The sequence below is a fragment of the Acidovorax sp. 94 genome, assembly GCF_003634645.1.
Classification (GTDB): domain Bacteria; phylum Pseudomonadota; class Gammaproteobacteria; order Burkholderiales; family Burkholderiaceae_C; genus Acidovorax; species Acidovorax facilis.
In genome coordinates, this window is record NZ_RBJA01000001.1 from 2,291,427 (window position 1) to 2,314,900 (window position 23,474).

Sequence of the window (23,474 nt, forward strand, 5' to 3'; positions counted from 1 at the left end):
GACCCCATGCCAGCTGCCTACATCATCGTGGACATGAAAGTGTCCAACCCCGAACAGTACAAAGACTACATGGCGGCCGCGCCCGCAGCCGTGAAGGCCCACGGTGGCGAATACCTGGTGCGCGGCGGAAAGTTCGAGACCCTGGAAGGCAACTGGACGCCCGCGCGCGTGGCGATGCTGCGCTTTCCCAGTTTCGATGCCGCCAAGGCTTTCTACGACGCCGAGCTGTACCGTGCCGCGCGCAGCAAGCGCGCCGGTGCGACCGAGTTTTTCAATATGGTGCTGGTCGAAGGCGTTGACGCCCCGGTCTGACCTCTATCTATCCAAAGGAAAAAAATGAGCGCAATCGTTGACATCGTAGGTCGCGAAATTCTGGACAGCCGCGGCAACCCCACCGTCGAATGCGACGTGTTGCTCGAATCGGGCGTGATGGGCCGGGCCGCCGTGCCGTCGGGCGCCTCCACCGGCAGCCGCGAAGCCATTGAAATGCGCGACGGCGACAAGAGCCGTTACCTGGGCAAGGGCGTTCTCAAGGCTGTGGAATACATCAACACCGAGATCAGCGAAGCCGTGCTGGGCCTGGACGCCTCCGAGCAGGCCTTCCTGGACAAGACCCTGATCGATCTGGACGGCACCGAGAACAAGAGCCGCCTGGGCGCCAACGCCATGCTGGCTGTGTCGATGGCCGTGGCCCGTGCTGCCGCCGAAGAGTCCGGCCTGCCCCTGTACCGCTACCTGGGCGGCATGGGCAGCGTGCAACTGCCCGTGCCCATGATGAACGTGATCAACGGCGGCGCGCACGCCAACAACAGCCTGGACCTGCAAGAGTTCATGATCATCCCGGTGGGCGCTCCCACGTTCCGTGAAGCCGTGCGCTGGGGCGCCGAAGTGTTCCACGCGCTCAAGAAGATTCTGCACGACAAGGGCATCAGCACCGCCGTGGGCGACGAAGGCGGCTTTGCCCCCAGCGTTGAAAACCACGAGGCGGCCATCCGCCTGATCCTGCAAGCCATCGAAGCCGCTGGCTACACGGCGGGAGAACAGATCGCCCTGGGCCTGGACTGCGCCGCGAGCGAGTTCTACAAGGACGGCCACTACGTGCTGGAAGGCGAAGGCGGCCTCAAACTCACCGCCCAGCAGTGGACGGACATGCTGGCGGCCTGGGTGGACAAGTACCCGATCATCAGCATCGAAGACGGCATGCACGAAGGCGACTGGGACGGCTGGAAACACCTGACCGAACGCCTGGGCGACAAGGTGCAGCTGGTGGGTGACGACCTGTTCGTGACCAACACCAAGATCCTGAAGGAAGGCATCGACAAGCGCATTGCCAACTCGATCCTGATCAAGATCAACCAGATCGGTACGCTGACCGAAACCTTTGCCGCCATCGAGATGGCCAAGCGCGCAGGCTACACCGCCGTGATCTCGCACCGCTCGGGCGAAACCGAAGACAGCACCATTGCCGACATCGCCGTGGGCACCAACGCAGGCCAGATCAAGACCGGCTCGCTGAGCCGCTCGGACCGTATCGCCAAATACAACCAGCTGCTGCGCATTGAGGAAGACCTGGGTGAAATCGCTCAGTACCCCGGCCGCGCTGCGTTCTATAACCTGCGCTGATCCCCATCCAGCCCGAGCGAGCCATGGGCTCCCGCCTTGTGCCTGTGATCCTGCTGGCTCTGCTGGCAGCGCTGCACGCCCAGCTCTGGCTCGGGCGGGGCAGCGTGCCGCGCGTCAACGAGATGCAGCGGCAAATCGATGTGCAAAAGGCTGCCAATGACCAGGCCAAGCTGGCCAACGAGCGCTTGTCGTCCGAGGTGCATGACCTCAAGGAAGGGCTCGACATGGTGGAAGAAAAGGCGCGCAGCGAACTGGGCATGGTCAAGCCCAACGAGGTCTACGTGCAGTTCACGCCACGCTGAGTCCTTGTGCTCACCCCTCCGGGGGTCAGTGCCCCGGCCCCCAAAAACTGCCCTTCGGATGTCTTGATGGTGGATTGGGGACGACGCCCCACCTTCTGCCCCCCTGCCACCGTGCCCCTCCCGCCCACAATTGTTCTCCTCGGCGCGCCCGGCACCGGGGCCCAGGCGCTGCGCGATGCGCTCCACGCGCAACTTGCCCCCGGCTCCGCGCAAATTCTCTGCAACCATGGCCTGCCCTCTGAGGGGGTCGTGGATGCCAGCCTGATTCTGCTCATGGGGCTGGATCTGCCCTGCCCCACCAGCGAGCGGGCCGCACAGGAAGCCGCCGATGCACGTTTGCGTGCGGATCTGACCCAGGTGGGTATGGGCTATCGCGTTGTGTATGGCCACGGTGAGCAGCGCATAGCCAATGCGCTGAATGCTATAAAAAACATAGCATCTAGCACATACCCATCAAGCGCCAGAGGCAATTTCGATTCAGATTCTGGCTCCAGTACCCGGACAGCGCCCCGCCTGCGCGCCTGGAACTGCGAAAAATGCAGTGATCCCGAATGCGAACACCGACTCTTCACTGCACTGATGGGGCGGGACACAGGCTCCACCTAAAACCCGCGACCCGAGGCATATCCCCAAAAAACGTGGAGGGGATGGAGGCAGAGGGATGAGATCAGGCCTGCTGCACCAGACCGCGCTTGAGCTCCTTGAGCAGCAGCACCACCTGGCTGGAGCCATAGCGGTAGCCGCCATGGAGCACCTGCACGGCCTTGTCCCACTCGCCCTGCTGGGCCAGCTCCACCAGCATCGCGGCCTGTTCGTGGAAATACTGGTGGCGTGCCATCAGCACCGCATACGCAGGCTGGTCGCCCAGCAATTCACCGCCCACCCCATGCAGCCAGCGCCCGAGGGCACCCCGGTCACTGCGGCGCACCTCCGCAGGGTCCAGACCCTCGGTGGTACGGCCTTCCAGGTAGTCCATGAGATGGGTTTTCCAGCGCTCGTGGGCATTGATGGCGGCGTCGATGTCGAGGGCCGCCAGCACGGTGTCCGCGCGCAGCGAATCCTGCGTGCCGGAAGCCCGGCTGCTGTCGCACAGCTCCAGGGAAGGCACAGCCTCTTGCCCCCGGGCACCCCCAAACACACGGCGTAGTAACCCCATAGCTCCTCTTGCACTTGCAGCACCACACCAAGAAAGCGGTGCGACTGCGGGCCTGCCCCTGGGGTGGCCTTGCAGAGAACCTGCCGTGTGGAAGGCGACATCTTAGGGGCGCACAGCGTGATAAAGCGCGTGCGATTGTCAACGATGGTCATCCGCCCGGCACGTCGGCTGGCCCGTGGAGCGCAGGCAGCCGTGGCTGCGACGGGCGCCGGAAGACCTACCAGATGCCCTACTGGATGCCGGTGGGTCCCGGCGGCTGGCTGACGGTGGGTGGCACAAAAATCTGCGCGGCATCGACCGCGTCAAAGCGGTACTGCTGCCCGCAGAACTCGCAGCCCACCTCGATGTCTTCGCGTTCGGAGAGGATGCTCTCGGCTTCTTCGACGCCCAGGTTGCGCAGCATGTTGCTCACACGTTCACGGCTGCAGGTGCAGGCAAACCGCGGGCCGCTGGCGCCCTGCTGGGGCTCGAAGCGCAGCAGCTTTTCCTCCCAGAACAGGCGGCGCAGGATGGTATCGACGTCCAGGGTCAGCAGCTCTTCGCGCGTGAGGCTGGCAGCCAGGTGGGCGATCCGGTTGTAGTCTTCGTTGTGGCCGATCTGGTCTTCGTTCTCGCGGTGCGTGAGGCCTGCGGCCAAATTGCCCTCGCCCTTGATCGGCATGCGCTGGATCAACAGGCCCGCAGCCACCTGGTCATTGGCGCCCAGCACCAGGATGGTGTCCAGCTGCTCGGACTGCAGCATGTAGTGCTGCAACACGTCGGACAGACGCTCCAGCTTCTCGTGGCGGTCGCCATACAGCGGCACCACGCCCTGGTAGGGCTGCTGGCCTGGGTGGCGGTCCTTGGGGTCGAGCGTGATCGCGCAGCGGCCGCCACCGCCCACATTCACCATCTGGCTCAGGGCTGCGCCCTCTGGCACCTCGCTGTTCACGGTCGCCGTGGCTCGCAGGCTCAGGTCCGACTGCACTTCGGCCACGGCGAGCTTTACGGGGCCATCGCCAAACACCTGCAGCACCAGTGCTCCGTTGAACTTGATGTTGGACTGCATGAGCACACCGGCGGCGGCCATCTCGCCCAGCAGCTCGCTCACGGGCGCAGGGTAGGCTCCCGTGCTGGTGTTGCTGGCGCGGCGGCGCAGGATTTCGGTCCAGGCATCGGTCAGGCGCACGATCATGCCGCGCACGGGCAGGCCGTCGAAAAGAAACTTGTGGAGTTCAGACACGCAGGGGTTCCAGGAGAAAAGTGGACGGCAGCAACGAAAAAAGTGGCCGCCGCTCAGGCGAGCTTGTGCAGGCCGTTGTGATAGCGGCGCGCGTTGTCGATGTAGTGCTGGGCGCTCTGGCGCAGGCCTTCGATCTGCTCGGGGGTCAGTTCGCGCACTGCCTTGGCAGGGCTGCCGATGATCATGGAGCCATCCGGGAACTCCTTGCCCTCGGTCACCAGCGCGCCCGCGCCCACCAGGCAATGCTTGCCGATCTTGGCGCCGTTGAGCACCACGGCGCCAATGCCGATGAGTGATTCGTCGCCGATGGTGCAGCCGTGCAGCATGACCTGGTGGCCCACCGTCACACGCTCACCCACCACCAGTGGCTTGCCGATGTCTGCATGCAAGACACTGGCATCCTGGATGTTGGAGCCAGCGCCGATGGTGATCGTCTCGGTATCGCCGCGGATCACCGTGCCGAACCAGACGCTGGCGTCTTCGCCCAGCACCACATTGCCCATCACTTGGGCACTGTCCGCCACCCAGGCCGATGCCGCCAACTGGGGCACCATGCCATCGAGTTCGTAAATCGCCATGCACCACTCCAAAAAAGAGGAAAGGCCAGCGTTTGCACAGGCCCAGGGAAGTCGCCAGACGTTACAAAGCGTGCGCCGTGTTCCGCATGGCAGGGCCTAGAATTGTAAGGATGGAGCTTCGCCACCGTGCACTGCAGGTCTTGTGCCTTGCAGACCCTGAACAAAAAGCGGCCGCAGCGCTTGACCTGCAAGCGCAATCAGCTACTCTTTCGATAGCAGAACAATCCCCCACTCCCCCATCCGACGCCAGTGCACTGCCTGGCCGTCCCGAGCGGCCGGAGCTGCTTCGCCATACCGACGTCGCCCGCCGTTCGCCGGCCACTCCACAGGGGCGCGCCATTTTGATCCACGCCATTGCGCACATCGAGTTCAACGCCATCAATCTGGCACTCGACGCGGTATGGCGCTTTGACGGCATGCCCCGCAGCTACTACACCGACTGGATGCTGGTCGCAGGGGAAGAGGCCCGGCACTTTCGCCTGTTGCGCGATCACCTGCGCCGCCAGGGCCATGACTATGGCGACTTCCCGGCCCACCAGGGCCTGTGGACGATGTGCGAGAAGACCCAGCACGACATCCTGGCCCGCATGGCGCTGGTGCCGCGCACCCTGGAGGCGCGCGGGCTGGACGCCACGCCGCAGATTCAGGCCAAGCTGCGCCAAGTGGGCACGCCCGATGCGCTGGCCGCCGTGGGCATTCTCGACACCATCCTGCGCGACGAGGTGGGCCATGTGGCCATCGGCAACCACTGGTACCGCTGGCTGTGCGAGCGCCAGGGGGTAGACCCTGAAGCCCACTATGGCACCCTGGTCAAGCAGTACGAAGCCCCCCGCCTGAAACCCCCGTTCAACGAAGCCGCCCGCCGCAAGGCCGGGTTCACTGACAACGAGCTGCGCTGGCTCCAGCAGATCTGACATGGCTTGCGCAAAACAAGGCTCTGTCAAGCGGCCAGTCCCCGGGCGAGAAGGCTGGCGCATCCCGATGTATGCAAGCACTGTCTGAATTCCTGGTTACAGCGCGCGCCCGCAGCGGCTCCTACAATTTGCCGCGCCAGCCCCGCCCGCTGACACTGGCCCCTCTTTCTTCGATACTCCCTCCATGACTTCACCCACTGCCCCCGGCACTCCCACCGCACCGCCCTCCGGCAACCAGTCCTCGGTCGCCATGATCGCGCGGCAGGCCATCGTGAATGCGCAGCAGGTGGTGGTCGGCTATGAGCTGTTCAACCGCTCGCGCAGCGGCGCCGCACACACGGCCGCCACCGACGTGATCCTGGTCTTCACCGCCCTTTCGCACGCTGGCACCGAAGAGCTGGTGGGCAAAAAGCTCATCTTCGTGAACTGCACGCATGAAAGCCTTTCCGGTGGCCACCTCGAACTCGTGGAGCCCGACAAGGTGGTGCTCGAAATTCCTCCACTGGGCCACACTGCGGCCGAAGAAGTCGCCACACGCCTGCCTATCTTGACCGAGCTGCGCGACCGGGGCTTTCACCTGGCGTTCAACCATACGGTGTTGCAGTCCGCGTATGCCCCGTGGCTGCCGCTGGCGGACTACATCAAGCTGGATCTTTCGGTGCTGGCGCCCGACCAGCTGGCCGTGCTGATCAGCTACGCCGGGCGCCACAGCCAGGCCGAACTGATCGCGGAAAAGGTGGAAACTGCTCAGCAGTACGACATGGTCTCCAGCCAGGGCGTGCAGATGTTCCAGGGCTACTGGTTCGCACGGCCCGCGCTGGTCGAGGCCAAGCTGCTGACCCCGTCGCAGGCCAGCATCATTGAACTCATCAACCAGGTGCGCAAACAGGCCAGCACCGATGACATCGAAGAAACGCTCAAGAAAGATGCTGGCCTGGCCTTCAACCTGATGCGCCTGATCAACTCGGCGGGTTTTGGCCTGTCGCGGGAGATCACGTCTTTCCGCCAGGCCGTGATGCTCATGGGCCTGAAAAAGCTGTTCCGCTGGGCGGCGCTGCTGCTCACTGCCTCGCGCACGGGCGGTACTCCGTCATCCGTGGGCCAGACCGCCGTGGTGCGGGGCCGCCTCATGGAGCTGCTGGCACTCGAAACCCTTCCCCCCGAAGAAGCCGACCAGGCCTTCGTCGTGGGCATCTTCTCGCTCCTGGACGTGATGCTGTCCATGCCCATGGAATCCGCGCTCGGCCTGCTCAACGTGCCCGAGCCCGTGGCGGCGGCGCTGCTCCGGCGAGAAGGCTTCCTGGGAGACCTGCTGACCCTGGCCGAAGCCTGCGAATCCAGCGACGATGTGGTGTTCGACCGCACGGCGGGTCTGCTGCACCTGACCAGCCAGCAGATCAACTTTGCGCACCTGCAAGCCCTGGCCTGGGCGGACCAACTCGCTGACTGAGTGGGCGGGCAACAAATTCACTCATAGGCAGGCACCACCCGCCGGTCTAGAATCGTTGCAGAGCCCAGCCCTTCACCACTGCGGACCCCATGTCGACCACACCTGAACAAGACGCCCCCGAAGCTGCATCGCCTGCGGTTGACCCTGTAGACGAGAACCTCGCCATCATTGCGCGCCAGGCCATCGTGGACGAATCCCGCGCTGTCTATGGCTATGAGCTGTTTGACCGGTCCACCGCCTCCGACGCCCACACAGCGGCCAGCGACGCTGCCCTGCTGTTCAACGCCCTGTCGTACGCTGGCACCGAGGCCCTGGTCGGCAAGAAGACGGTATTCATCAACTGCACGCACGACAGCCTCTCGGGCGGCCACCTGGAACTGATCCACCCCGAAAAGGTGGTGCTGGAAGTCCCCCCTCTACCCGAAGGCGCCACGCCCGAGGAGATCGAAGGCCGCATTCCCACGCTGGAAGCCTTGCGCACGCGCGGTTTTCGCCTGGCGTTCGACCAGCAGGCCCTCAAGCGCGCCTACACCAGCTGGTTGCCCATGGCCTCCTTCATCAAGCTCGACATGCAGGCCTTCAAGCCTGAACTGGCTGGGCCGCTGGTCAAGTTCTCCACCACCCACAGCAAGGCCACGCTGGTGGCCGAAAAGGTGGAAACCGCCGAACAGTACGAACTGATGCGCGGGCTGGGCGTCAAGCTCTTCCAGGGCTACTGGTTTGCCCAGCCTTCGCTGGTGAAGGCCACCACCATCCGCCCCTCGCAGGCCACGATCATCCAGCTCATCAACCTGGTGCGCAAACAGGCCAGCACGGCCGAGATCGAAGATCTGCTCAAGAAAGACCCCACGCTGTCTTTCAACCTGCTGCGCTTCATCAACTCCTCCGGTTTTGGCCTGTCGTGCGAGATCACCTCGTTCCGCCATGCCGTGATGATTCTGGGCCTCAAGAAGCTGTTCCGCTGGGCAGCCTTGCTCATGACCACGTCCCGTGCCGGCGGCGCGCCCCCCGCCGTGGGCCAGACCGCCGTGGTGCGCGGCCGCCTGATGGAGCTGCTGGCCGCCGAGCTGCTGGCACCCGAAGAATGTGACAACGCGTTTGTGGTGGGTGTGTTCTCGCTGCTGGACACCATGCTGGGGGTTCCGATTGAAAAGGCGCTCGAATCCGTGGCCCTGCCCGAGCCCGTGATGGACGCCCTGCTGCGCGGCACCGGTGTGTTCGCGCCCTTCCTGGAACTGACCAAGGCCTGCGAAAGCGGCGACGAAGTGGCCTTTGCCAAGAACGCCGATGCGCTGCACCTGTCCAATCGCCAGGTCAACTGGGCCCACCTGCAGGCACTGACCTGGGCCGAGAGCCTCAACGAAGACTGATTCGTCCCAGAAACACCTTTGCCTGCACGGGCCCTGGTCATCCAGGGCCCGTGGTTTTTCAGGCAGTCATTGATTTCCCTGGATACCCGCCGCGCGGATGATGCGCGCGTTGTTCTCCGACTCCTGCGCAATCTGGCGCGCGAATTCGGCAGCCGTGCCGCCGGTCGGCACGTTGTCCGTGGCTTCGAGCTTGTTGCGGATGTCGGGCAGAGCCAGCGCCTTGTTCACCTCGGTATTGATGCGCTCCAGCACGGCCACAGGCGTCTGCGCTGGCGCATAGATGCCAAACAGGGAAGACAGGTTGGCTGCAGGCTGGCCCAGCTCTGCCAGCGTGGGCACCTGGGGCAGCGAGTCGAGCCGCGCTGGTGCGCCCACCGCCAGCGGCTTGAGCTTGCCCGCCTTGATGTGCTGCAGCACGGCAGGGCCCGCGTTGGTGGACAACACCTCGTACTGGCCGCCCAGCGCGTCGTTCATCTGCTGGCCGCCGCCCTTGTAGGGGACATGGGTGATCTGCACCTGGCTTTTGCCCATGATCTGCTCCAGCATGATGTGGCCCAGCGACGCCTGCCCCGAGGTCGCCCAGCGCACAGCCCCCGGCTTGGCCTGTGCGGTGGCGATGAGGTCCTTGAAATCCGCCGCCTTGCTGGCGGATGTGCCCAGCAGCAGCACGGGTGAATACATCACGCTCACGACCGGCGCAATGTCCTTTTGGGGATCGAACGGCGACTTGCCCAGGTGCGGATTGAGCGCCAGCGGGCTCACCGCCGCAAAGCCCAGGGTGTAGCCGTCGGGAGCCGCCTTGGCCACCGCGTCCACGCCCAGGCTGCCACTCGCACCGGCCTTGTTCTCGATGACCACGGGGGTGCCGAGTTGCACAGCCAGCTTGTCGGCCAGCGCTCGGGCCACCGTGTCGCTCACGCCGCCAGCGGGGTAGGCCACCACGATGCGAATGGGTTTGGCCGTGGGCCAGGCCTGCGCCATGGCCAGGGTGACCGTGCTCAGCAGCAACGCGCCGACAAATAGTTTTTTCATGAGTGTTTCCTTGGGTGAAGGGGGGTGTATCCGCAGGGGCACCACAACCAGGGCGCCTGCGCTACCCGCGCGGATGGTGTTGCGCATGAAGCGATTTGAGCCGCTCGCGCGCCACGTGGGTGTAGATGGTGGTGGTGGAAATATCGGCGTGGCCCAGCAGCAACTGCACCACCCGCAAATCTGCACCGTGGTTGAGCAGATGCGTGGCAAACGCGTGCCGCAGCGTGTGGGGCGACAGTGGCACGGTGATGCCCGCCACCTGCGCCCATTTCTTCACGATGACCCAGAACATGACCCGCGTCATGCCGCTGCCCCGCTGGGTAACGAACAGGTCGTCTGTCTGCTGCCCGCCCAGGATGGCGCTGCGGCCCTCCTGCAGATAGCGGTCCAGCCACTGGCGGGCCACTTCGCCAAACGGCACGAGCCGCTCCTTGCTGCCCTTGCCCATGACCCGCAGCACGCCCTCGTTCAGGCCCAGCTGAAAGGTCTTGAGCGTGACCAGCTCCGTCACGCGCAGGCCGCTGGCGTACATCAGCTCCAGCATGGTGCGGTCACGCAGCCCAAGCGGGTTGCCGACGTCTGGCGCATTCAGCAGGGCTTCCACCTGCGCCTGCGACAAGGTCTTGGGCACGCGCAGGGGCCGGCGTGCTGCCTGCAGCCGCACCGTGGGGTCGACCGTGATGCGCCGCTCCCGCAGCGCCCAGTGAAAGTAGCGGCGCAGCACCGTGAGGCGCCGGTTGGCAGACGTAGCGCGGGTCTGCGCATGCCGGGCAGCGAAGTAACCCTGCAGATGGTGCTCGGCCGTGCCGTCCAAAGCCAGCGGAGGCTGCTGGTCGGCCAGCCACTGCGCGTACAGCGTCAGGTCGCGCCGGTAGGCGGCCAGCGTGTTGCGCGAAAGCCCGTCCTCCAGCCAGAGGGCGTCCACAAAGGTGTCGATGGCGGTCAGGCTGGTGGCAAGCATGCAAAAAACGATAGCACGTAAAAAAGCCGCCCGTGGCAACGGGCGGCTTTGACTGAGAAGTATGGAATACGGCGCTTGCTTATTCCAGCGTCAGCTTCTGCTTGACGACCACTTGCTTGTAGACCGCGAACTCGGCCTTGATCTGCTCGGCAAACTGCTCGGGCGTGTTGCCCACCACGATGGAGCCGGTGTCTTCAATGCGCTTTTTCACTGCAGGGTCTGCAAGTGCCGTGCGCACGGCGGCGTTGATTTTGTCAACGATGTCCTTGGGCAGTCCCTTGGGGCCCAGGATGCCGTAGTAGGCCATGCGGTTCACGGGCTCCAGGCCCAGTTCCTTGAACGTGGGCACATTGGGCAGTGCGGCAACGCGCTGTGGCGCGGCCACGGCAATGGCCACCAGACGGTTGTCCTTGATGAAGGGCAGCGCGGATGGAATGTTGTCAAAGATGATCGGTACCTGGCCGGCCACGGTGTCATTCAGCGCCGGACCCGCACCGCGGTAGGGGATGTGCGTGACGAAGGTGTTGGACAGGCTCTTGTACAGCTCCATCTGCAGGTGGCCGATGCCGCCCGTGCCCGACGATGCATACGAGTACTTGCCGGGGTTCTTCTGCACTTCGGCCACAAACGACTTGTAGTCCTTGGCGGGGAAGCTGGGGTTCACGGCAATCAGATTGGGCGTGGCCGCAATGTTGATGATGGGCGTGAAGTCCGTCAGCGGGTTGTACGGGGTCTTGGGGTTGATGGCGGGGTTGGCGGCCGTGGTGGACACGGTGGCCACGCCCAGCGTGTAGCCGTCTGGTGCCGAGCGTGCCGTTTCTGCCGCACCCACGATGCCGCCGCCACCGGCCTTGTTCTCCACGATCACGCTCTGGCCCAGGGCCTTGCCCAGCGGGTCGGCGATCACGCGCGCAATGATGTCGGTGGTGCCACCGGGTGCAAACGGCACCTGGAGCTTGATCACCTTGTTGGGGTAGCCCTGGGCGGCTGCGGTGCCTGCGGCGGCAGCCAGTACGGTCAGCGCGAGCCATTGACGACGATGCATGGGGTTCTCCTTCGAGCGGGGGTAACAAACAGCGCTGATGGTATGCGCAATGGCTGCCTTGGAGCCCTGCGGATTCCACATAAGGGCTAACCCGCAGAGACTGACACGGATCAAGTATTCTCGGCACGTGAATTACGCCCAGCTCCTGATCCCGGACTTCTCCCTCATCCTCTGCGGATACCTCATCTGCCGGTACACCGCCCTCAACCGCTCGGTATGGCAACCCGTGGAGAGCCTGGTGTACTACCTGCTGTTCCCTGTGCTGTTGTTCCAGTCCATCGTCAAGAGCCCGGTGGACATCGGCGCCGCGTCGGGCCTGGTCGCTGCGGGTTTGACCATGGGTGTCACGGGCATTGCACTGGCCTACAGCCTGCCGCACTGGCCGTGGCTGGGCAAACACATCGACGCACGCGACCACGCTGCCAGTGCGCAGGTGGCGTTCCGCTTCAACTCGTTCATTGGCCTGGCCATTGCCGAGCGCCTGGCGGGCGCTGAGGGCTTGCTGATGATTGCCGTGCTGATCGGCGTGTGCGTGCCGCTGTTCAACGTGGCGGCCGTGTGGCCCATGGCGCGGCATGGCCAGCACAGCTTTGCGCGCGAGCTGGTGCGCAACCCGCTCATCGTCGCCACGGTGTCGGGCCTGGTGGCCAACCTGCTGGGCTTTCAGATTCCGGAATGGGCCAGCCCCACGGTCAGCCGCATCAGTGCGGCGTCGCTCGCACTGGGGCTGATGGCGGCGGGCGCAGGCCTGCAATTTGGCCTGCTCTCGCGCGGCAAGGCGCTGAGCGTGGCGGTGTTGTCCATCCGGCACCTGGTGCAGCCCCTGCTGGCGTTTGCGATGGCGCGGCTGTTTGGGCTCAATGCCGTGCAGACCACCATGCTGCTCGCGTTCTCGGCCCTGCCCACTGCCTCTACCTGCTATGTGCTGGCGGCGCGCATGGGCTACAACGGGCCGTATGTGGCCGGGCTGGTGACGCTCTCCACATTGCTGGGCATGGTCAGCCTGCCGTTTGCGCTGGGGTTTCTCCGATGACCGATTCTCGCAGAGCCCTGGGTTCCGACGCCTTGGCAAGCCGCCGCGCGTTGATGGCAAGCCTGGGGGCACTGGCGCTGGCGTCGTTGGTGGGCTGCGGGCGCAAAACCCCGCGCGCGCAATCGTTGCCGCCCGATGCCACCGTGCTGGCCCTGGGCGACTCGCTGACATCGGGCGTGGGTGCCTCTGCCGACACCGCCTACCCGGCCGTGCTGGCACGCCTGACAGGCTGGAAGGTGGTCAATGGTGGCATTTCGGGTGACACCTCGGGCGATGCGCTGGCACGCCTGCCGGGCTTGCTGCAAAAGCACAAGCCGGCGTTGGTGATCGTGAGCATTGGCGGCAACGACTTTCTGCGCCGCCAGAGCGCCACCGCCACCCGCAGCAACATCCGCCAGATCTGCGCCGATGCTCAGGCCAGCGGCGCACAGGTGCTGCTGGTGGCGGTGCCCGAGCTGACGATGCTGGCGGCGGTAGGCCGCCTGAGCGACCACGCGATGTACGAAGAGATCGCCGGCGAACTGAAAGTGCCGCTGCACAGCAAAGGCTGGTCGGGTGTACTGGGGCAGGAGCGGCTGCGGGCGGACCAGATCCATGCCAATGCTGCGGGGTATGAAGAATTTACCCAGGGGCTGGTGTTGACCCTCAAAGACACAGGTTTGCTGGCGCGCTAGCCGCAAGAGCAAAAGCAACACGCCCCAGCAAAGCTGGCACCAATGCTCTTATTTTGATAGCTGTTTGCGCTTATACATCAAGCGCTAGATGCCAATTTCATTCAAATTCCAGCGCCCAGGCGACATGCTCGCGCACCAGCTCGCTGGTGTCGTCGGCGCGGGACTGCAATGCCGCACGCACCGCCTCGTCGCCCGTCGCCCGCAGCGCATTGCCCAGCGCCACAGCCACATTGCGAAGCCAGCGCTCGTGGCCGATGCGGCGGATGGGGCCACCTTCGGTCATGCGCAAAAAGGTGGGCTCGTCCCACGCAAACAAGTGCACCAGCTGCTGGCCCGCCAGGCCCTTGCGCTCGTCAAAGTCCGGCAGGCGGCTCACCTGGGCAAACTTGTTCCAGGGGCAAATCAGCTGGCAGTCGTCGCAGCCATAGATGCGGTTGCCCATCAGCGGGCGCAACTCCACGGGGATGGGCCCGGCGTGTTCGATGGTGAGGTACGAGATGCAGCGCCGCGCATCAACGCGGTGCGGCGCAATGATGGCCTGCGTGGGGCACACGTCAATGCACGCACTGCAGCTGCCACAGTGCGCGGTGACGGGCGCGCTTTCGGGCAGGGCCATGTCCACATAGATTTCGCCCAGAAAGAACATGGACCCCGCCTCGCGGTTGAGCACCAGTGTGTGTTTGCCGCGCCAGCCCTGCCCGCTGCGCGCGGCCAGCTCCGCTTCCAGCACGGGGGCCGAGTCGGTGAACACGCGGTGGCCAAAGGGGCCGATGGCCTCGGCGATGCGGTCGCTGAGTTTTTGCAGGCGCGCGCGCAGCACCTTGTGATAATCCCGGCCCCGGGCGTAGACCGAGACGATGCCCTCCTGCGGGCGCTGCAGGCGCGAAAGCTCCGCCGTCTGCCAGCCTACGGGCGCGTCCATGGCGGTATCGCGCGGCAAGTAATCCATGCGCGCCGTGATCACGCTCACGGTGCCGGGCACCAGTTCGACCGGGCGCGCACGCTTCATGCCGTGGGATGCCATGTAATGCATGTCACCATGGAAGCCCTGTGCCAGCCAGGCCTCAAGCCCGGGCTCTGCCGCAGACAAGTCCACCCCCGCCACGCCGATTTGGGAAAATCCCAGCTCGCGGGCCCACTCCTGCATTTGAGGAACGAGTTGACTGTTGCACCACATACCGGCCAGATTGTAGAAAGTGGCAACCATGCTGCTTCTGCCCACCATGCCGAAGCTTCACGCCACTTCACCTGGCACAGCGAGGACGACACCACCGCCTTCGCGCAGCGCCTTGCCGCGCAGCCCCTGCTGGCCAATGCCTTTGTAACCCTGCACGGCGACCTGGGCGCGGGCAAGACCACGCTGGTGCGCCACCTGCTGCGCGCGCTGGGCGTAGAGGGCCGCATCAAGAGCCCCACCTACGCCGTGGTGGAGCCGCACGAGGCCCCGGGCATCGCCATCTGGCACTTTGACTTCTACCGCTTTGACGACCCGCGCGAGTGGGAGGATGCGGGTTTCAGGGACATTTTTGCCAACCCCGGTCTCAAGGTGGCAGAATGGCCGGAAAAGGCTGCAGCGCTTACCCCGCTTGCGGACCTTGCTATCCACATTGAAGCAATCGACGACACCGAAAGGAAAGTCACCGTGCACGCCCATACCCCCATCGGGCGTGCCTTGCTGCAAGCACTCTGAGACGCCGTGAACGAACCCACCCTGCCCGCTCATCCCCCCGCTGCCCCCCTGCCCTCGCGCCGCGCTGTGCTGCAGGCAGGCAGCCTGGTGCTGTTGCTGGGCACGCAGCAGATTGCACGCGGCGCCACCATCCTGGCCGTGCGCGTGTGGCCCGCCCCCGAGTATTCGCGCGTGACCATCGAATCCGACGGTGCGCTGGTGGCCAAGCAGTTTTTCGTGACCACCCCGCCCCGGCTGGCGGTGGATATCGAGGGCATTGACCTGAGCCCCGAGCTGCGCGAGCTGGTGGCCAAGGTCAAGCCCGACGACCCCAACATCGCCGGCATCCGCGTGGGCCAGAATGCGCCCGGTGTGGTGCGTCTGGTGGTCGACCTGAAACAGGCGGCCATGCCTCAGGTGTTCACGCTGCCCCCCGTGGCGGCCTACCAGCACCGGCTCGTGTTTGACCTGTACCCCGCCGCACCGGTGGACCCACTGGAGGCGCTGATTGCCGAACGCCTGCGCGAGGTCCCCGCCAAGCCCGCCCCCGCACCCAATCCGCCGCTGACGGCCGCTGCTGCGGCCAACGCCGCCGCAGCGCGCGCCCCCGCAGCGCCCGAGCACGACCCGCTGGGCGACCTGATTGCGCAGCGCAGCCAGCGCCCTGGCCCGCCCGAGCCCCCACCCATGGTGGCCACCGCGCCGCCACCGCCAGAACCCGCGCGCCCCGGCAACCGTGCCACATCCACCCAGACCGACCGCATCATCATCGTGGCGCTGGACCCTGGCCACGGCGGCGAAGACCCCGGCGCCATCGGCCCCGCAGGCACGCGCGAAAAGGACGTGGTGCTGCGCGTGGCGCACCTGCTGCGCGATCGCATCAACGCCACCACCGTGGGCGGCAACCCCATGCGCGCCTACCTGACGCGCGACGGCGATTACTTTGTGCCCCTGGGCACCCGCGTGCAAAAGGCGCGGCGCGTGCAGGCCGACCTGTTCGTCAGCATCCACGCCGACGCGTTCACCACCCCCGCCGCCCGGGGCGCCAGCGTGTTTGCGCTGAGCCAGGGCGGCGCCTCCAGCACGGCTGCCCGCTGGCTGGCCAACAAGGAAAACCAGGCCGACCTGGTGGGCGGGATCAACGTGCAGTCCAAAGACCAGCACGTGCAGCGCGCGCTGCTGGACATGAGCACCACCGCACAGATCAACGACAGCCTGAAGCTGGGCACCGTGCTGCTGGGCGAGATCGGCGGCATGGCCAAGCTGCACAAGCCCCGCGTGGAGCAGGCAGGTTTTGCCGTGCTGAAGGCGCCCGATATTCCGAGCGTATTGGTCGAAACCGCCTTTATCAGCAACCCCGAAGAAGAAAAGCGCCTGCGCAGCAGTGCCTACCAGGAACAACTGGCCGATGCGCTGATGCGCGGCATCACACGTTACTTTGCCAAGAACCCGCCGCTGGCGCGCAGCCGTTCGGTGTAAGAACCTGTTCAAGACAGCCCAATGGTGACTCCCCCGCCTTGCGCGGGCCGCGAAGTGCAGGCACAGTAGCCTTCATCGTCCCAGCCCGGCGCGCATCGCGCACCGGCAGGAAAGGAGGAAGTCATGGCACTACCCCACGCCCAATCCGGCCAGATCGTCAGCATGCGCCCCCTGGGCGACCGCTTGCCCGAAACCGTCACCACCGCCATCCTCAAAGCAGGTCAGCTTGAAGTGATACGCGTGGTGCTGCCAGTGGGCAAATCCATGAAAGAACACCAGACCCCCGGCGAGGGCACCGTGTTGTGCATTGAGGGCATGGTGGAATTTGTCAGCGAGCACGGCGTTCAGCAACTGCGCGCGGGCGATTTTGTGCACCTTGCGCCCCGCGCACTGCACTCGCTCAAAGCCGTGGAGGATGCATCGCTGCTGGTCACCATGTGCCTCAAGCCTACCCAAGCAGCATAGGCCCATCCGCCGATCCGCCCCCGCTCAGCGCCCCAGCCGGAACACACTCACAATTTCGGCCAGCTTGGCAGCCTGGTGCTTGAGGCTGTCGGCCGCTGCGGCGCTCTGCTCCACGAGCGCCGCGTTCTGCTGCGTGACCTGGTCGAGCTGCGTGACGGCCTCGCCCACCTGACTGATGCCAATGGTCTGCTCGCCCGTGGCACTCGATATTTCGCCGATCAGGTCACTCACGCGTTTGACCTGGGCGACGATGTCTTCGATGCTCTGCCCCGCGTTGTCGACCAGGTGCGTACCAGCATCCACCTTCTCCACGCTGGCACCAATCAGCGCCTTGATTTCCTTGGCAGCCTCGGCACTGCGCTGGGCCAAATTGCGCACCTCGCTGGCCACCACGGCAAAACCCCGGCCCTGCTCGCCCGCGCGGGCGGCTTCCACAGCGGCATTGAGCGCCAGGATGTTGGTCTGGAACGCGATGCCATCAATCACCGCGATGATGTCGGTGATCTTGCGCGATGCGGCCGAAATGTCCTGCATCGTGGCCACCACCTGCCCCACCACCTCGCCGCCCTTCACGGCCGCAGCCGATGCGGTGCCCGCCAGCACGGCGGCGCGCTGGGCAGTGTCGGCATTGTTCTTCACGGTGCTGGTGATCTCCTCCATCGAGGCTGCGGTCTGCTCCAGGTTGCTGGCCTGCTCCTCGGTGCGCTGGCTCAGGTCGGCATTGCCCGAGGCGATTTCGCTGGAGCCGGTGGCAATGCTGTCGCTGCTGTGGCGCACATCGCTCACGATGCGCACCAGCGAGGTCTGCATGGCCTCCATCGCCCGCATCATCTCGGCCACCTCGCCCCGCCCGCTGGCATGGATGGGCTGCGACAGATCACCCTCGCCAATGCGCTGGGCGACGGCGCTCACTTCCCCCAGCGAGCGGCGGATGCGCTGTACCACCACCCACGACAACACCGCCAGCAGCGCCAGCCCCGCCACACCCGCCACCAACACGGTCATGCGGTAGGACTGGATCAAGCCCGCCGCCTCGGCCGCCTGCTCGGCCGAGCGTTGCACTTGGTAGTTCACCATCTTGTCGGCCACGGCGTTGTACTTGTCCAGCACCGGGGCAAAGCTGCCCAGCGCATAGGCGCGCGCCTGGGCCATGTCGCCCGCCTTCTTCAGCGCGAGCGACTTGTCGCGCGTCTCCAGGTAAGACTTGCGGATGGTGGCCAATTCCTCCTGGATGAGCAGCCCCTGCGGGCTGTTTTCCAGCTCGGTGTAGCGCTTTTGCACCTTGCTGGTGTCAGCGGTGGTGGCCGCCACGACGTCCTTGAAGTAGTTCTGCAGGTCATCGCCCTCCGTCTGGACGATGGAGAACACCCGCGTGGAGTTGACGGCAATGTTGCTGCGCCAGCGCAGTGCCAGCTGCAGCCGCTCGACCTGCTCGGTGGCCAGGCGGTCCACCGTATTGCCCAGGGTCTGCACCCGCACCAGGCTCAGGACCAGGATGAGCACCAGCGCAAAAACAGCCACCCCCACAATCAATCCAATCTGTTGCGCCACCGTCAGCTGCGCACCCATCCCCCGTGGTTGCTGGTCCATGGTGTCCCCTTTTGTAGATGTATGTGATGGGTTTGCAGAGAGAAGAAATGATCTTCCTGCGCCCGCCCGTTGGCAACCACCCCACGGGCCACGTAAACCCTGATCACCGGCCTCTGGCCCATGGGCCAAGGACGCCTTACGGCCAACCGCAGCGCCCGCCCCGCACGAGGCCCCATGTCCTACAGACGCTTGCCACAGCTGCCTACGCCGGGCCCCAGCCGCCGAATGGATAGTGAAGCCACAGGTCGAGCCCCGACGCACCCGCTGCTGGGACCCCAGGCCTGACTCCATTCACAAAGGACTCCTGCCATGAAAATCCGTCACATCCTTCTCGCCACCACCTGCACTGCAGCCCTTGCTCTGGGTGGTTGCGCTTCCAATCCGTCGGGCGCCCAAGTGGGCACCGGTGTAGGCGCCGTGGTCGGCGGTGTAGCCGGCAACGCTGTCTTTGGCGGCCCCGTGGGCACCATTGGCGGCGCGGCGGCCGGCGCCCTCATCGGCCATGAGATCGGCGAAGACCGCGATCAACGCAAGCCCTACCGCCGTTAACTCCCCCTCTGTGCCTGACCCCCTGGGAATCAGGCAAAAAATAGCTGCTGGCGCTTATTTTGTAAGCGCCAGCAGCTATATTTTTTATAGCATTTGCAATTGATAAATCAGGCCGCCTTGGCCTGCCGCCCAGCCCGCCAGGCGCCAAAAATCGCGATCAGGCCGGGCACAAAAATCATCGCCCAGATGATCTTGTCCAGGTTCTCCTTGACCCAGGCAAAGTTGCCAAAGAAGTAGCCAGCGGAGCAAATGCCCAGCACCCAGATGAGTGCCCCGGCCACGTTGAACGCTGTGAACTTGGCCCGGCTCATCTCGGCCACGCCCGCCACAAAGGGCGCAAACGTGCGGATGAAGGGCATGAAACGCGCGAGGATGATGGTGATGCCCCCATAGCGCTCGTAAAAATCGTGCGCCTGGTTAAAGGCCCGGCGGTTGAACCAGCGCGAGTCCTCCCACTGGAACACCTTGGGGCCAAAGAAGCGGCCAATCGAATAGTTGCACTGGTCCCCCAGAATGGCCGCCGCGATGAGCACCGCGCAGGCCAGCGGAAAACTCATCATCCCCGCGCCGCAGAGCGCGCCCACGATGAACAGCAGCGAGTCGCCGGGCAAAAACGGCATGACCACCACACCGGTTTCGACGAACACGATCAGGAACAACAGCGCATACACCCAGGCGCCATAGGTTTGCACAAAGGCTTCGAGGTACTTGTCGACATGCAGGATGAAGTCGATCAGAAAGGTCACCAGTTCCATGGGGTAGCCGGTGGGGGCACCGGACGCAAAAAAGTTGCGGGCATTATCCCCATCGGCCAATAGGCACCGGCCGATACCCCTGCGCGGCCCCCGCCCTAAAATTGGCCGGGTGAACGACACCACCCCCACCCTTGCAGCCGCAGAGCCGGCCTCTTTTACGCACCTCACCACCCGCCGCCCCATCCGCGACCTGCCGGACGAGCTGATCAGCCAGATCGCCGCCGGTGAAGTGGTGGAACGCCCCGCCTCGGTGGTGCGCGAACTGGTGGACAACGCGCTGGATGCAGGCGCCACGCAAATCACCGTGCGCCTGTCGGCCGGTGGCGTGCGCCTGATCACCGTGGAAGACGACGGCGGCGGCATTCCACACGAAGAGCTGCCCGTGGCCCTGCGCCGCCACGCCACCAGCAAAATCACCAACCTGAACGACCTGGAAACCGTGGCCACCATGGGTTTTCGGGGCGAGGCGTTGGCGGCCATTGCCTCGGTGTCGGAGATGTCGCTGCTCTCCCGCCCCATCGCCCAGTCCAACGCCTTTTTGCTGAACGCCCGCAGCGGCGAACTGCGCCCCGCCGCGCGCAGCACCGGCACCACCGTGGAGGTGAAAGAGCTGTTCTTCTCCACCCCCGCGCGCCGCAAGTTCCTGAAGACCGACGCCACCGAGCTGGCCCATTGCATCGAATCGGTGCGCCGGCACGCGCTGGCCCGGCCCGATGTGGGATTTGCCATCTGGCACGAAGGCAAGCTGGTGGAGCAGTGGCGCGCCACCTTCGTGCCTGGCCAGGGGGATGCACAAGATGCGCTGGCCCGCCGCCTGTCGGACGTGCTGGGCGAAGACTTCGTCACCCAGTCCGTCGCCGTGCAGCACCGCGTGGGCCCCGTCATCGTGACCGGCCGCGCAGGCCTGCCCGACGCTGCCCGCTCGCGCCCCGACCACCAGTATTGCTACGTCAACGGACGCTTCGTGCGCGACAAGGTGCTGACGCACGCCGCCCGGAGCGCGTATGAAGACGTGCTGCACGGCCACAAGCAGCCCATCTACGCGCTGTATGTCGAGATCGACCCGGCGCGCGTGGACGTGAACGTGCACCCCACCAAGATCGAAGTGCGCTTCAGAGACAGCCGCGAGGTGCACCAGGCCGTGCGCCACGCCGTGGAGAACGCGCTGGCAGCGCCCCGCGCCGCAGCGCTGGCGGCGGCTGCAGGGGCTGCCGCTTCAGCAGACACGGGCTCCACGGCACAGGCCCCCATTGAGAATTTCAAGCCAAATCAGCCTCTAGCGCTTAACAGACAAGCGCAAGCAGCTATCAAATTTGAAGAACGTGGCCACCATGTGGCGGACCTGCAGGCGCTGTGGGGACCAAGGAAAGAGGACGCAGCCACACCGTCTGCAGAGCTCACCGCACCGCTGGTGAACTGGGGCGCTGCGGCCAACACCGGCGAGGCAGATGCCATGCCGCAGCCCGTGACGCCCACGTCATTCGCCCCCCCTGCTGCGGCCTGGGCCAACAACAGCACCGCGAAAGAAACCACCTGGCCCCAGGGCCAGGGCGGCAACGACACCGCCTGGCCGCTGGGCAAGGCCGTGGCCCAACTCCACGGGGTCTACATCCTGACCGAAAACGCCCAGGGCATGATCATCGTGGACATGCACGCCGCACACGAACGCATCGTCTACGAACGCCTCAAGTCCCAGGTGGACAGCGGCGCCCGAATTGCCAGCCAGCCCCTGCTGATCCCCGCCACCTTTGCCGCCACCCCGCAAGAGGTCGCCACCGCCGAAGAATCGGCCGAGGTATTGGCCACGCTGGGCATGGAAGTCGTGCCGTTCTCCCCCAAGACCCTGGCCGTGCGCGCCGTGCCCACCACGCTGGCCCAGGGCGACCCCGTGGAACTGGCCCGCAGCGTGCTGGCCGAACTGGCCGCCCACGACGCCACCACCGTGGTGCAACGCGCGCGCAACGAAATCCTGGGCACCATGGCCTGCCACGGCGCCGTGCGCGCCAACCGCAAGCTCACCATCGACGAGATGAATGCGCTGCTGCGGCAGATGGAAACCACGGACCGCAGCGACCAGTGCAACCACGGACGGCCAACGTGGCGGCAGCTCAGCATGAAGGAACTGGACGCGCTGTTCCTGCGGGGCCGGTAAGGTACCCGCAAAAAGATCGGCCCGAGGGCCGATGGTCCACCTGCACATCAAGCCCAGGAGCCGCCACAACCAGCACAGCCCCAGGCCAGAGCACCCGTGGAACCGGGCTTGCCGGCCCACCGGGTACGTCCCCCTTTGGGGGAAGGCGCGCCGGGCCTCAGTGGGCTTCAGTTATCCCGCGCCGCCTTGGCATGGTCCGGGAAGTCGCTGAACACGCCATCCACGCCTAGCTGATAGAACAGCTTGTATTCCGCCTTGGGGTCGCCCTTGAAGTCCGACGCCAGGCGCTTGGCCTCGCTGCGGAAGGTGTAGGGGTGCACCAGCAGGCCTGCGGCGTGGGCGTTTTTCACCACGTCGGTGGCGGGCATCATCACGCGGTCGCGTTCGTCGATCTTGCCGTCGCCATTGAGGTCGTCGGCCTTGCCGTCCTTGTTGGCGTCCACCTGCTTGGAGGGGATCAGGTAGGGCTTCCAGGGGCCGATGCCGTCGGCGTAGGTCTTCACTTCCTTCAGGCCCGCAGGCGTGAGCAGGCTGGCGAAGGTGCGCGTGTCTCCCGCCACGGCAAAGTCGTACGGTTTGTCGTAGGGGGCGGTCAGGTCCATGCTGCCGTCGGGGTTCACGTCGTTCGCGTCCACCAGTTGCACCAGGCGGATCTGGGTCTTGGTGCGCAGGTACTTGAGGTTGGAGACCTCAAACGACTGCACGATGACCGGCGAGCTCTTGGTGGTGTAGCTGTACTTGGCCAGGATGGTGAGCAGGCGGTCTTCGAGTGGCAGGCCCAGGCGGACGTGGTAGGTGGGGTGCTTGGTTTCGGGGTACACACCCACGGTGCGGCCCGCCTTGGCGCCTTCGCTCTTGGCCAGGTCCAGCACTTCTTCGAGCGTGGGGATCTGGTACTTGCCGTTGTGCGACTGGTCGCGGTCGGCCAGGGGCTGGATGGCGCGCAGGGTCTTGATTTCGGCCAGGGTGAAGTCCGAGGCGAACCAGCCTTCTTCTTCCACGCCGTCGACCACTTTCTTGGTCTTGCGGCTGGCAAATTCGGCGCGGGTGGACACATCGGTGGTGCCGGTGATGTTGGGCTCGTGGCGTGCAATCAGCGCACCGTCCTTGGTGGCGACCAGGTCAGGCTCGATGAAATCGGCGCCCATCTCGATGGCCCGCTTGTAGCCTTCGAGCGTGTGGTCCGGCAGGTAGCCCGCGGCACCCCGGTGGCCAATCACGAGGGGCTTGTCGCCGCTCAAAGTGGGATAAGGGTTGTCATCGCTGCCACCGCAAGCAGCCAGCGTGGCCACCAGGGCCAGCGCACCCAACTTAGCACCGGAAATGTGCATGCTCTTCTCCTCGTTGTGTTTAGAACCGCCGAACTGTGGGCGCCCCCTGTGACAAGGCGATGACGCCCGTTTTGCGAATGGATGACAGCTTCACTGCACCATCCAAACGCACCAAAAAGTGGCA

The 23,474-nt window shown here is 65.2% G+C and carries 24 protein-coding genes; 14 read left to right on the top strand and 10 right to left on the bottom strand.

What is annotated here, in order from left to right:
• Positions 1-6 precede the first annotated feature (6 nt).
• The 4 genes from C8C94_RS10550 (at position 7) to C8C94_RS25455 (ending at position 2,531) form a co-directional block, all read left to right on the top strand.
• Positions 7-312 carry a DUF1330 domain-containing protein gene (locus C8C94_RS10550; RefSeq protein WP_121420681.1) on the top strand — a complete coding sequence of 102 codons (306 nt, stop codon included), beginning with the start codon at positions 7-9 and terminating at the stop codon, positions 310-312.
• A 24-nt stretch (positions 313-336) separates the two neighbouring features.
• The gene (gene eno / locus C8C94_RS10555; RefSeq protein ID WP_108626910.1) at positions 337-1,623 is read left to right on the top strand and encodes a phosphopyruvate hydratase; all 1,287 of its coding nucleotides are present in this window, start codon (positions 337-339) and stop codon (positions 1,621-1,623) included.
• 23 nt (positions 1,624-1,646) lie between these two features.
• Positions 1,647-1,925 carry a septum formation initiator family protein gene (locus C8C94_RS10560; RefSeq protein WP_121420682.1) on the top strand — a complete coding sequence of 93 codons (279 nt, stop codon included), beginning with the start codon at positions 1,647-1,649 and terminating at the stop codon, positions 1,923-1,925.
• 111 nt (positions 1,926-2,036) lie between these two features.
• Positions 2,037-2,531, top strand: coding sequence for a hypothetical protein (locus tag C8C94_RS25455; RefSeq protein WP_147433247.1), 495 nt, complete (start codon positions 2,037-2,039; stop codon positions 2,529-2,531).
• A 61-nt stretch (positions 2,532-2,592) separates the two neighbouring features.
• Here the strand turns inward: C8C94_RS25455 and C8C94_RS10565 are convergent, their stop codons facing one another.
• The 3 genes from C8C94_RS10565 to C8C94_RS10575 form a co-directional block, all read right to left on the bottom strand.
• Entirely contained in the window at positions 2,593-3,081 is a 489-nt protein-coding gene (locus C8C94_RS10565) for a CZB domain-containing protein (protein WP_121420683.1), read from the bottom strand.
• Between the two features lie 229 nt (positions 3,082-3,310).
• Positions 3,311-4,303, bottom strand: coding sequence for an Hsp33 family molecular chaperone HslO (locus C8C94_RS10570; protein WP_121420684.1), 993 nt, complete (start codon positions 4,301-4,303; stop codon positions 3,311-3,313).
• 53 nt (positions 4,304-4,356) lie between these two features.
• On the bottom strand, positions 4,357-4,881 hold the full coding sequence (locus C8C94_RS10575) for a gamma carbonic anhydrase family protein (protein WP_121420685.1): 525 nt from the start codon (positions 4,879-4,881) through the stop codon (positions 4,357-4,359).
• A gap of 110 nt (positions 4,882-4,991) precedes the next feature.
• Here C8C94_RS10575 and C8C94_RS10580 point away from each other — a divergent pair, with 110 nt between their 5' ends.
• From C8C94_RS10580 to C8C94_RS10590, 3 genes are all read left to right on the top strand, one after another.
• On the top strand, positions 4,992-5,795 hold the full coding sequence (locus C8C94_RS10580; RefSeq protein WP_121420686.1) for a ferritin-like domain-containing protein: 804 nt from the start codon (positions 4,992-4,994) through the stop codon (positions 5,793-5,795).
• A 184-nt stretch (positions 5,796-5,979) separates the two neighbouring features.
• Positions 5,980-7,245 (top strand): EAL and HDOD domain-containing protein, encoded by a 1,266-nt coding sequence (locus C8C94_RS10585; RefSeq protein WP_121420687.1) that lies wholly within the window; start codon positions 5,980-5,982, stop codon positions 7,243-7,245.
• An 89-nt stretch (positions 7,246-7,334) separates the two neighbouring features.
• Positions 7,335-8,615: an EAL and HDOD domain-containing protein gene (locus C8C94_RS10590; RefSeq protein WP_121420688.1), complete on the top strand. Its 1,281-nt coding sequence runs from the start codon at positions 7,335-7,337 to the stop codon at positions 8,613-8,615.
• Between the two features lie 66 nt (positions 8,616-8,681).
• Here C8C94_RS10590 and C8C94_RS10595 read toward each other — a convergent pair whose 3' ends face one another.
• The 3 genes from C8C94_RS10595 to C8C94_RS10605 all read right to left on the bottom strand — a co-directional run bounded on the left by C8C94_RS10595 (position 8,682) and on the right by C8C94_RS10605 (position 11,653).
• On the bottom strand, positions 8,682-9,647 hold the full coding sequence (locus tag C8C94_RS10595; protein ID WP_121420689.1) for a tripartite tricarboxylate transporter substrate binding protein: 966 nt from the start codon (positions 9,645-9,647) through the stop codon (positions 8,682-8,684).
• A gap of 61 nt (positions 9,648-9,708) precedes the next feature.
• Complete coding sequence (gene xerD, locus C8C94_RS10600; RefSeq protein WP_121420690.1) at positions 9,709-10,608, bottom strand: site-specific tyrosine recombinase XerD; 900 nt, start codon at positions 10,606-10,608, stop codon at positions 9,709-9,711.
• A 79-nt stretch (positions 10,609-10,687) separates the two neighbouring features.
• Positions 10,688-11,653 (bottom strand): tripartite tricarboxylate transporter substrate binding protein BugE, encoded by a 966-nt coding sequence (locus C8C94_RS10605; RefSeq protein ID WP_121422800.1) that lies wholly within the window; start codon positions 11,651-11,653, stop codon positions 10,688-10,690.
• Positions 11,654-11,780: 127 nt separating this feature from the next.
• Between C8C94_RS10605 and C8C94_RS10610 the strand changes: the two genes are divergently transcribed.
• Together C8C94_RS10610 and C8C94_RS10615 are read left to right on the top strand one after the other, a co-directional pair.
• A complete protein-coding gene (locus C8C94_RS10610; protein WP_121420691.1) occupies positions 11,781-12,686 on the top strand; it encodes an AEC family transporter in 906 nt (301 codons plus the stop codon).
• On the top strand, positions 12,683-13,360 hold the full coding sequence (locus C8C94_RS10615; protein WP_121420692.1) for a GDSL-type esterase/lipase family protein: 678 nt from the start codon (positions 12,683-12,685) through the stop codon (positions 13,358-13,360). The genes C8C94_RS10610 and C8C94_RS10615 overlap by 4 nt, the downstream gene beginning before the upstream one ends.
• A 97-nt stretch (positions 13,361-13,457) precedes the next feature.
• On the opposite strand, the gene queG is transcribed toward C8C94_RS10615, so the two are convergent.
• Complete coding sequence (gene queG, locus C8C94_RS10620) at positions 13,458-14,507, bottom strand: tRNA epoxyqueuosine(34) reductase QueG (protein ID WP_121420693.1); 1,050 nt, start codon at positions 14,505-14,507, stop codon at positions 13,458-13,460.
• Between the two features lie 12 nt (positions 14,508-14,519).
• Here queG and tsaE point away from each other — a divergent pair, with 12 nt between their 5' ends.
• The 3 genes from tsaE to C8C94_RS10635 all read left to right on the top strand — a co-directional run bounded on the left by tsaE (position 14,520) and on the right by C8C94_RS10635 (position 16,973).
• Positions 14,520-15,050 carry a tRNA (adenosine(37)-N6)-threonylcarbamoyltransferase complex ATPase subunit type 1 TsaE gene (gene tsaE, locus C8C94_RS10625; RefSeq protein ID WP_121420694.1) on the top strand — a complete coding sequence of 177 codons (531 nt, stop codon included), beginning with the start codon at positions 14,520-14,522 and terminating at the stop codon, positions 15,048-15,050.
• Between the two features lie 6 nt (positions 15,051-15,056).
• Complete coding sequence (locus C8C94_RS10630) at positions 15,057-16,508, top strand: N-acetylmuramoyl-L-alanine amidase (protein ID WP_199731237.1); 1,452 nt, start codon at positions 15,057-15,059, stop codon at positions 16,506-16,508.
• Between the two features lie 123 nt (positions 16,509-16,631).
• The gene (locus C8C94_RS10635) at positions 16,632-16,973 is read left to right on the top strand and encodes a cupin domain-containing protein (protein WP_055393289.1); all 342 of its coding nucleotides are present in this window, start codon (positions 16,632-16,634) and stop codon (positions 16,971-16,973) included.
• Positions 16,974-16,997: 24 nt separating this feature from the next.
• On the opposite strand, the gene C8C94_RS10640 is transcribed toward C8C94_RS10635, so the two are convergent.
• Positions 16,998-18,563: a methyl-accepting chemotaxis protein gene (locus C8C94_RS10640; protein ID WP_233573447.1), complete on the bottom strand. Its 1,566-nt coding sequence runs from the start codon at positions 18,561-18,563 to the stop codon at positions 16,998-17,000.
• A 309-nt stretch (positions 18,564-18,872) separates the two neighbouring features.
• Between C8C94_RS10640 and C8C94_RS10645 the strand changes: the two genes are divergently transcribed.
• Positions 18,873-19,112, top strand: a complete 240-nt coding sequence (locus C8C94_RS10645; RefSeq protein ID WP_082437237.1) for a glycine zipper 2TM domain-containing protein — start codon at positions 18,873-18,875, stop codon at positions 19,110-19,112.
• Between the two features lie 107 nt (positions 19,113-19,219).
• Here C8C94_RS10645 and C8C94_RS10650 read toward each other — a convergent pair whose 3' ends face one another.
• Positions 19,220-19,867 (bottom strand): DedA family protein, encoded by a 648-nt coding sequence (locus tag C8C94_RS10650; protein ID WP_121420696.1) that lies wholly within the window; start codon positions 19,865-19,867, stop codon positions 19,220-19,222.
• Positions 19,868-19,976: 109 nt separating this feature from the next.
• On the opposite strand from C8C94_RS10650, the gene mutL reads away from it, so the two are divergent.
• Entirely contained in the window at positions 19,977-22,019 is a 2,043-nt protein-coding gene (gene mutL, locus C8C94_RS10655; protein WP_199731239.1) for a DNA mismatch repair endonuclease MutL, read from the top strand.
• Between the two features lie 167 nt (positions 22,020-22,186).
• Here mutL and C8C94_RS10660 read toward each other — a convergent pair whose 3' ends face one another.
• Positions 22,187-23,350 (bottom strand): glycerophosphodiester phosphodiesterase, encoded by a 1,164-nt coding sequence (locus C8C94_RS10660; RefSeq protein WP_121420697.1) that lies wholly within the window; start codon positions 23,348-23,350, stop codon positions 22,187-22,189.
• Between the last annotated feature and the right edge of the window lie 124 nt (positions 23,351-23,474).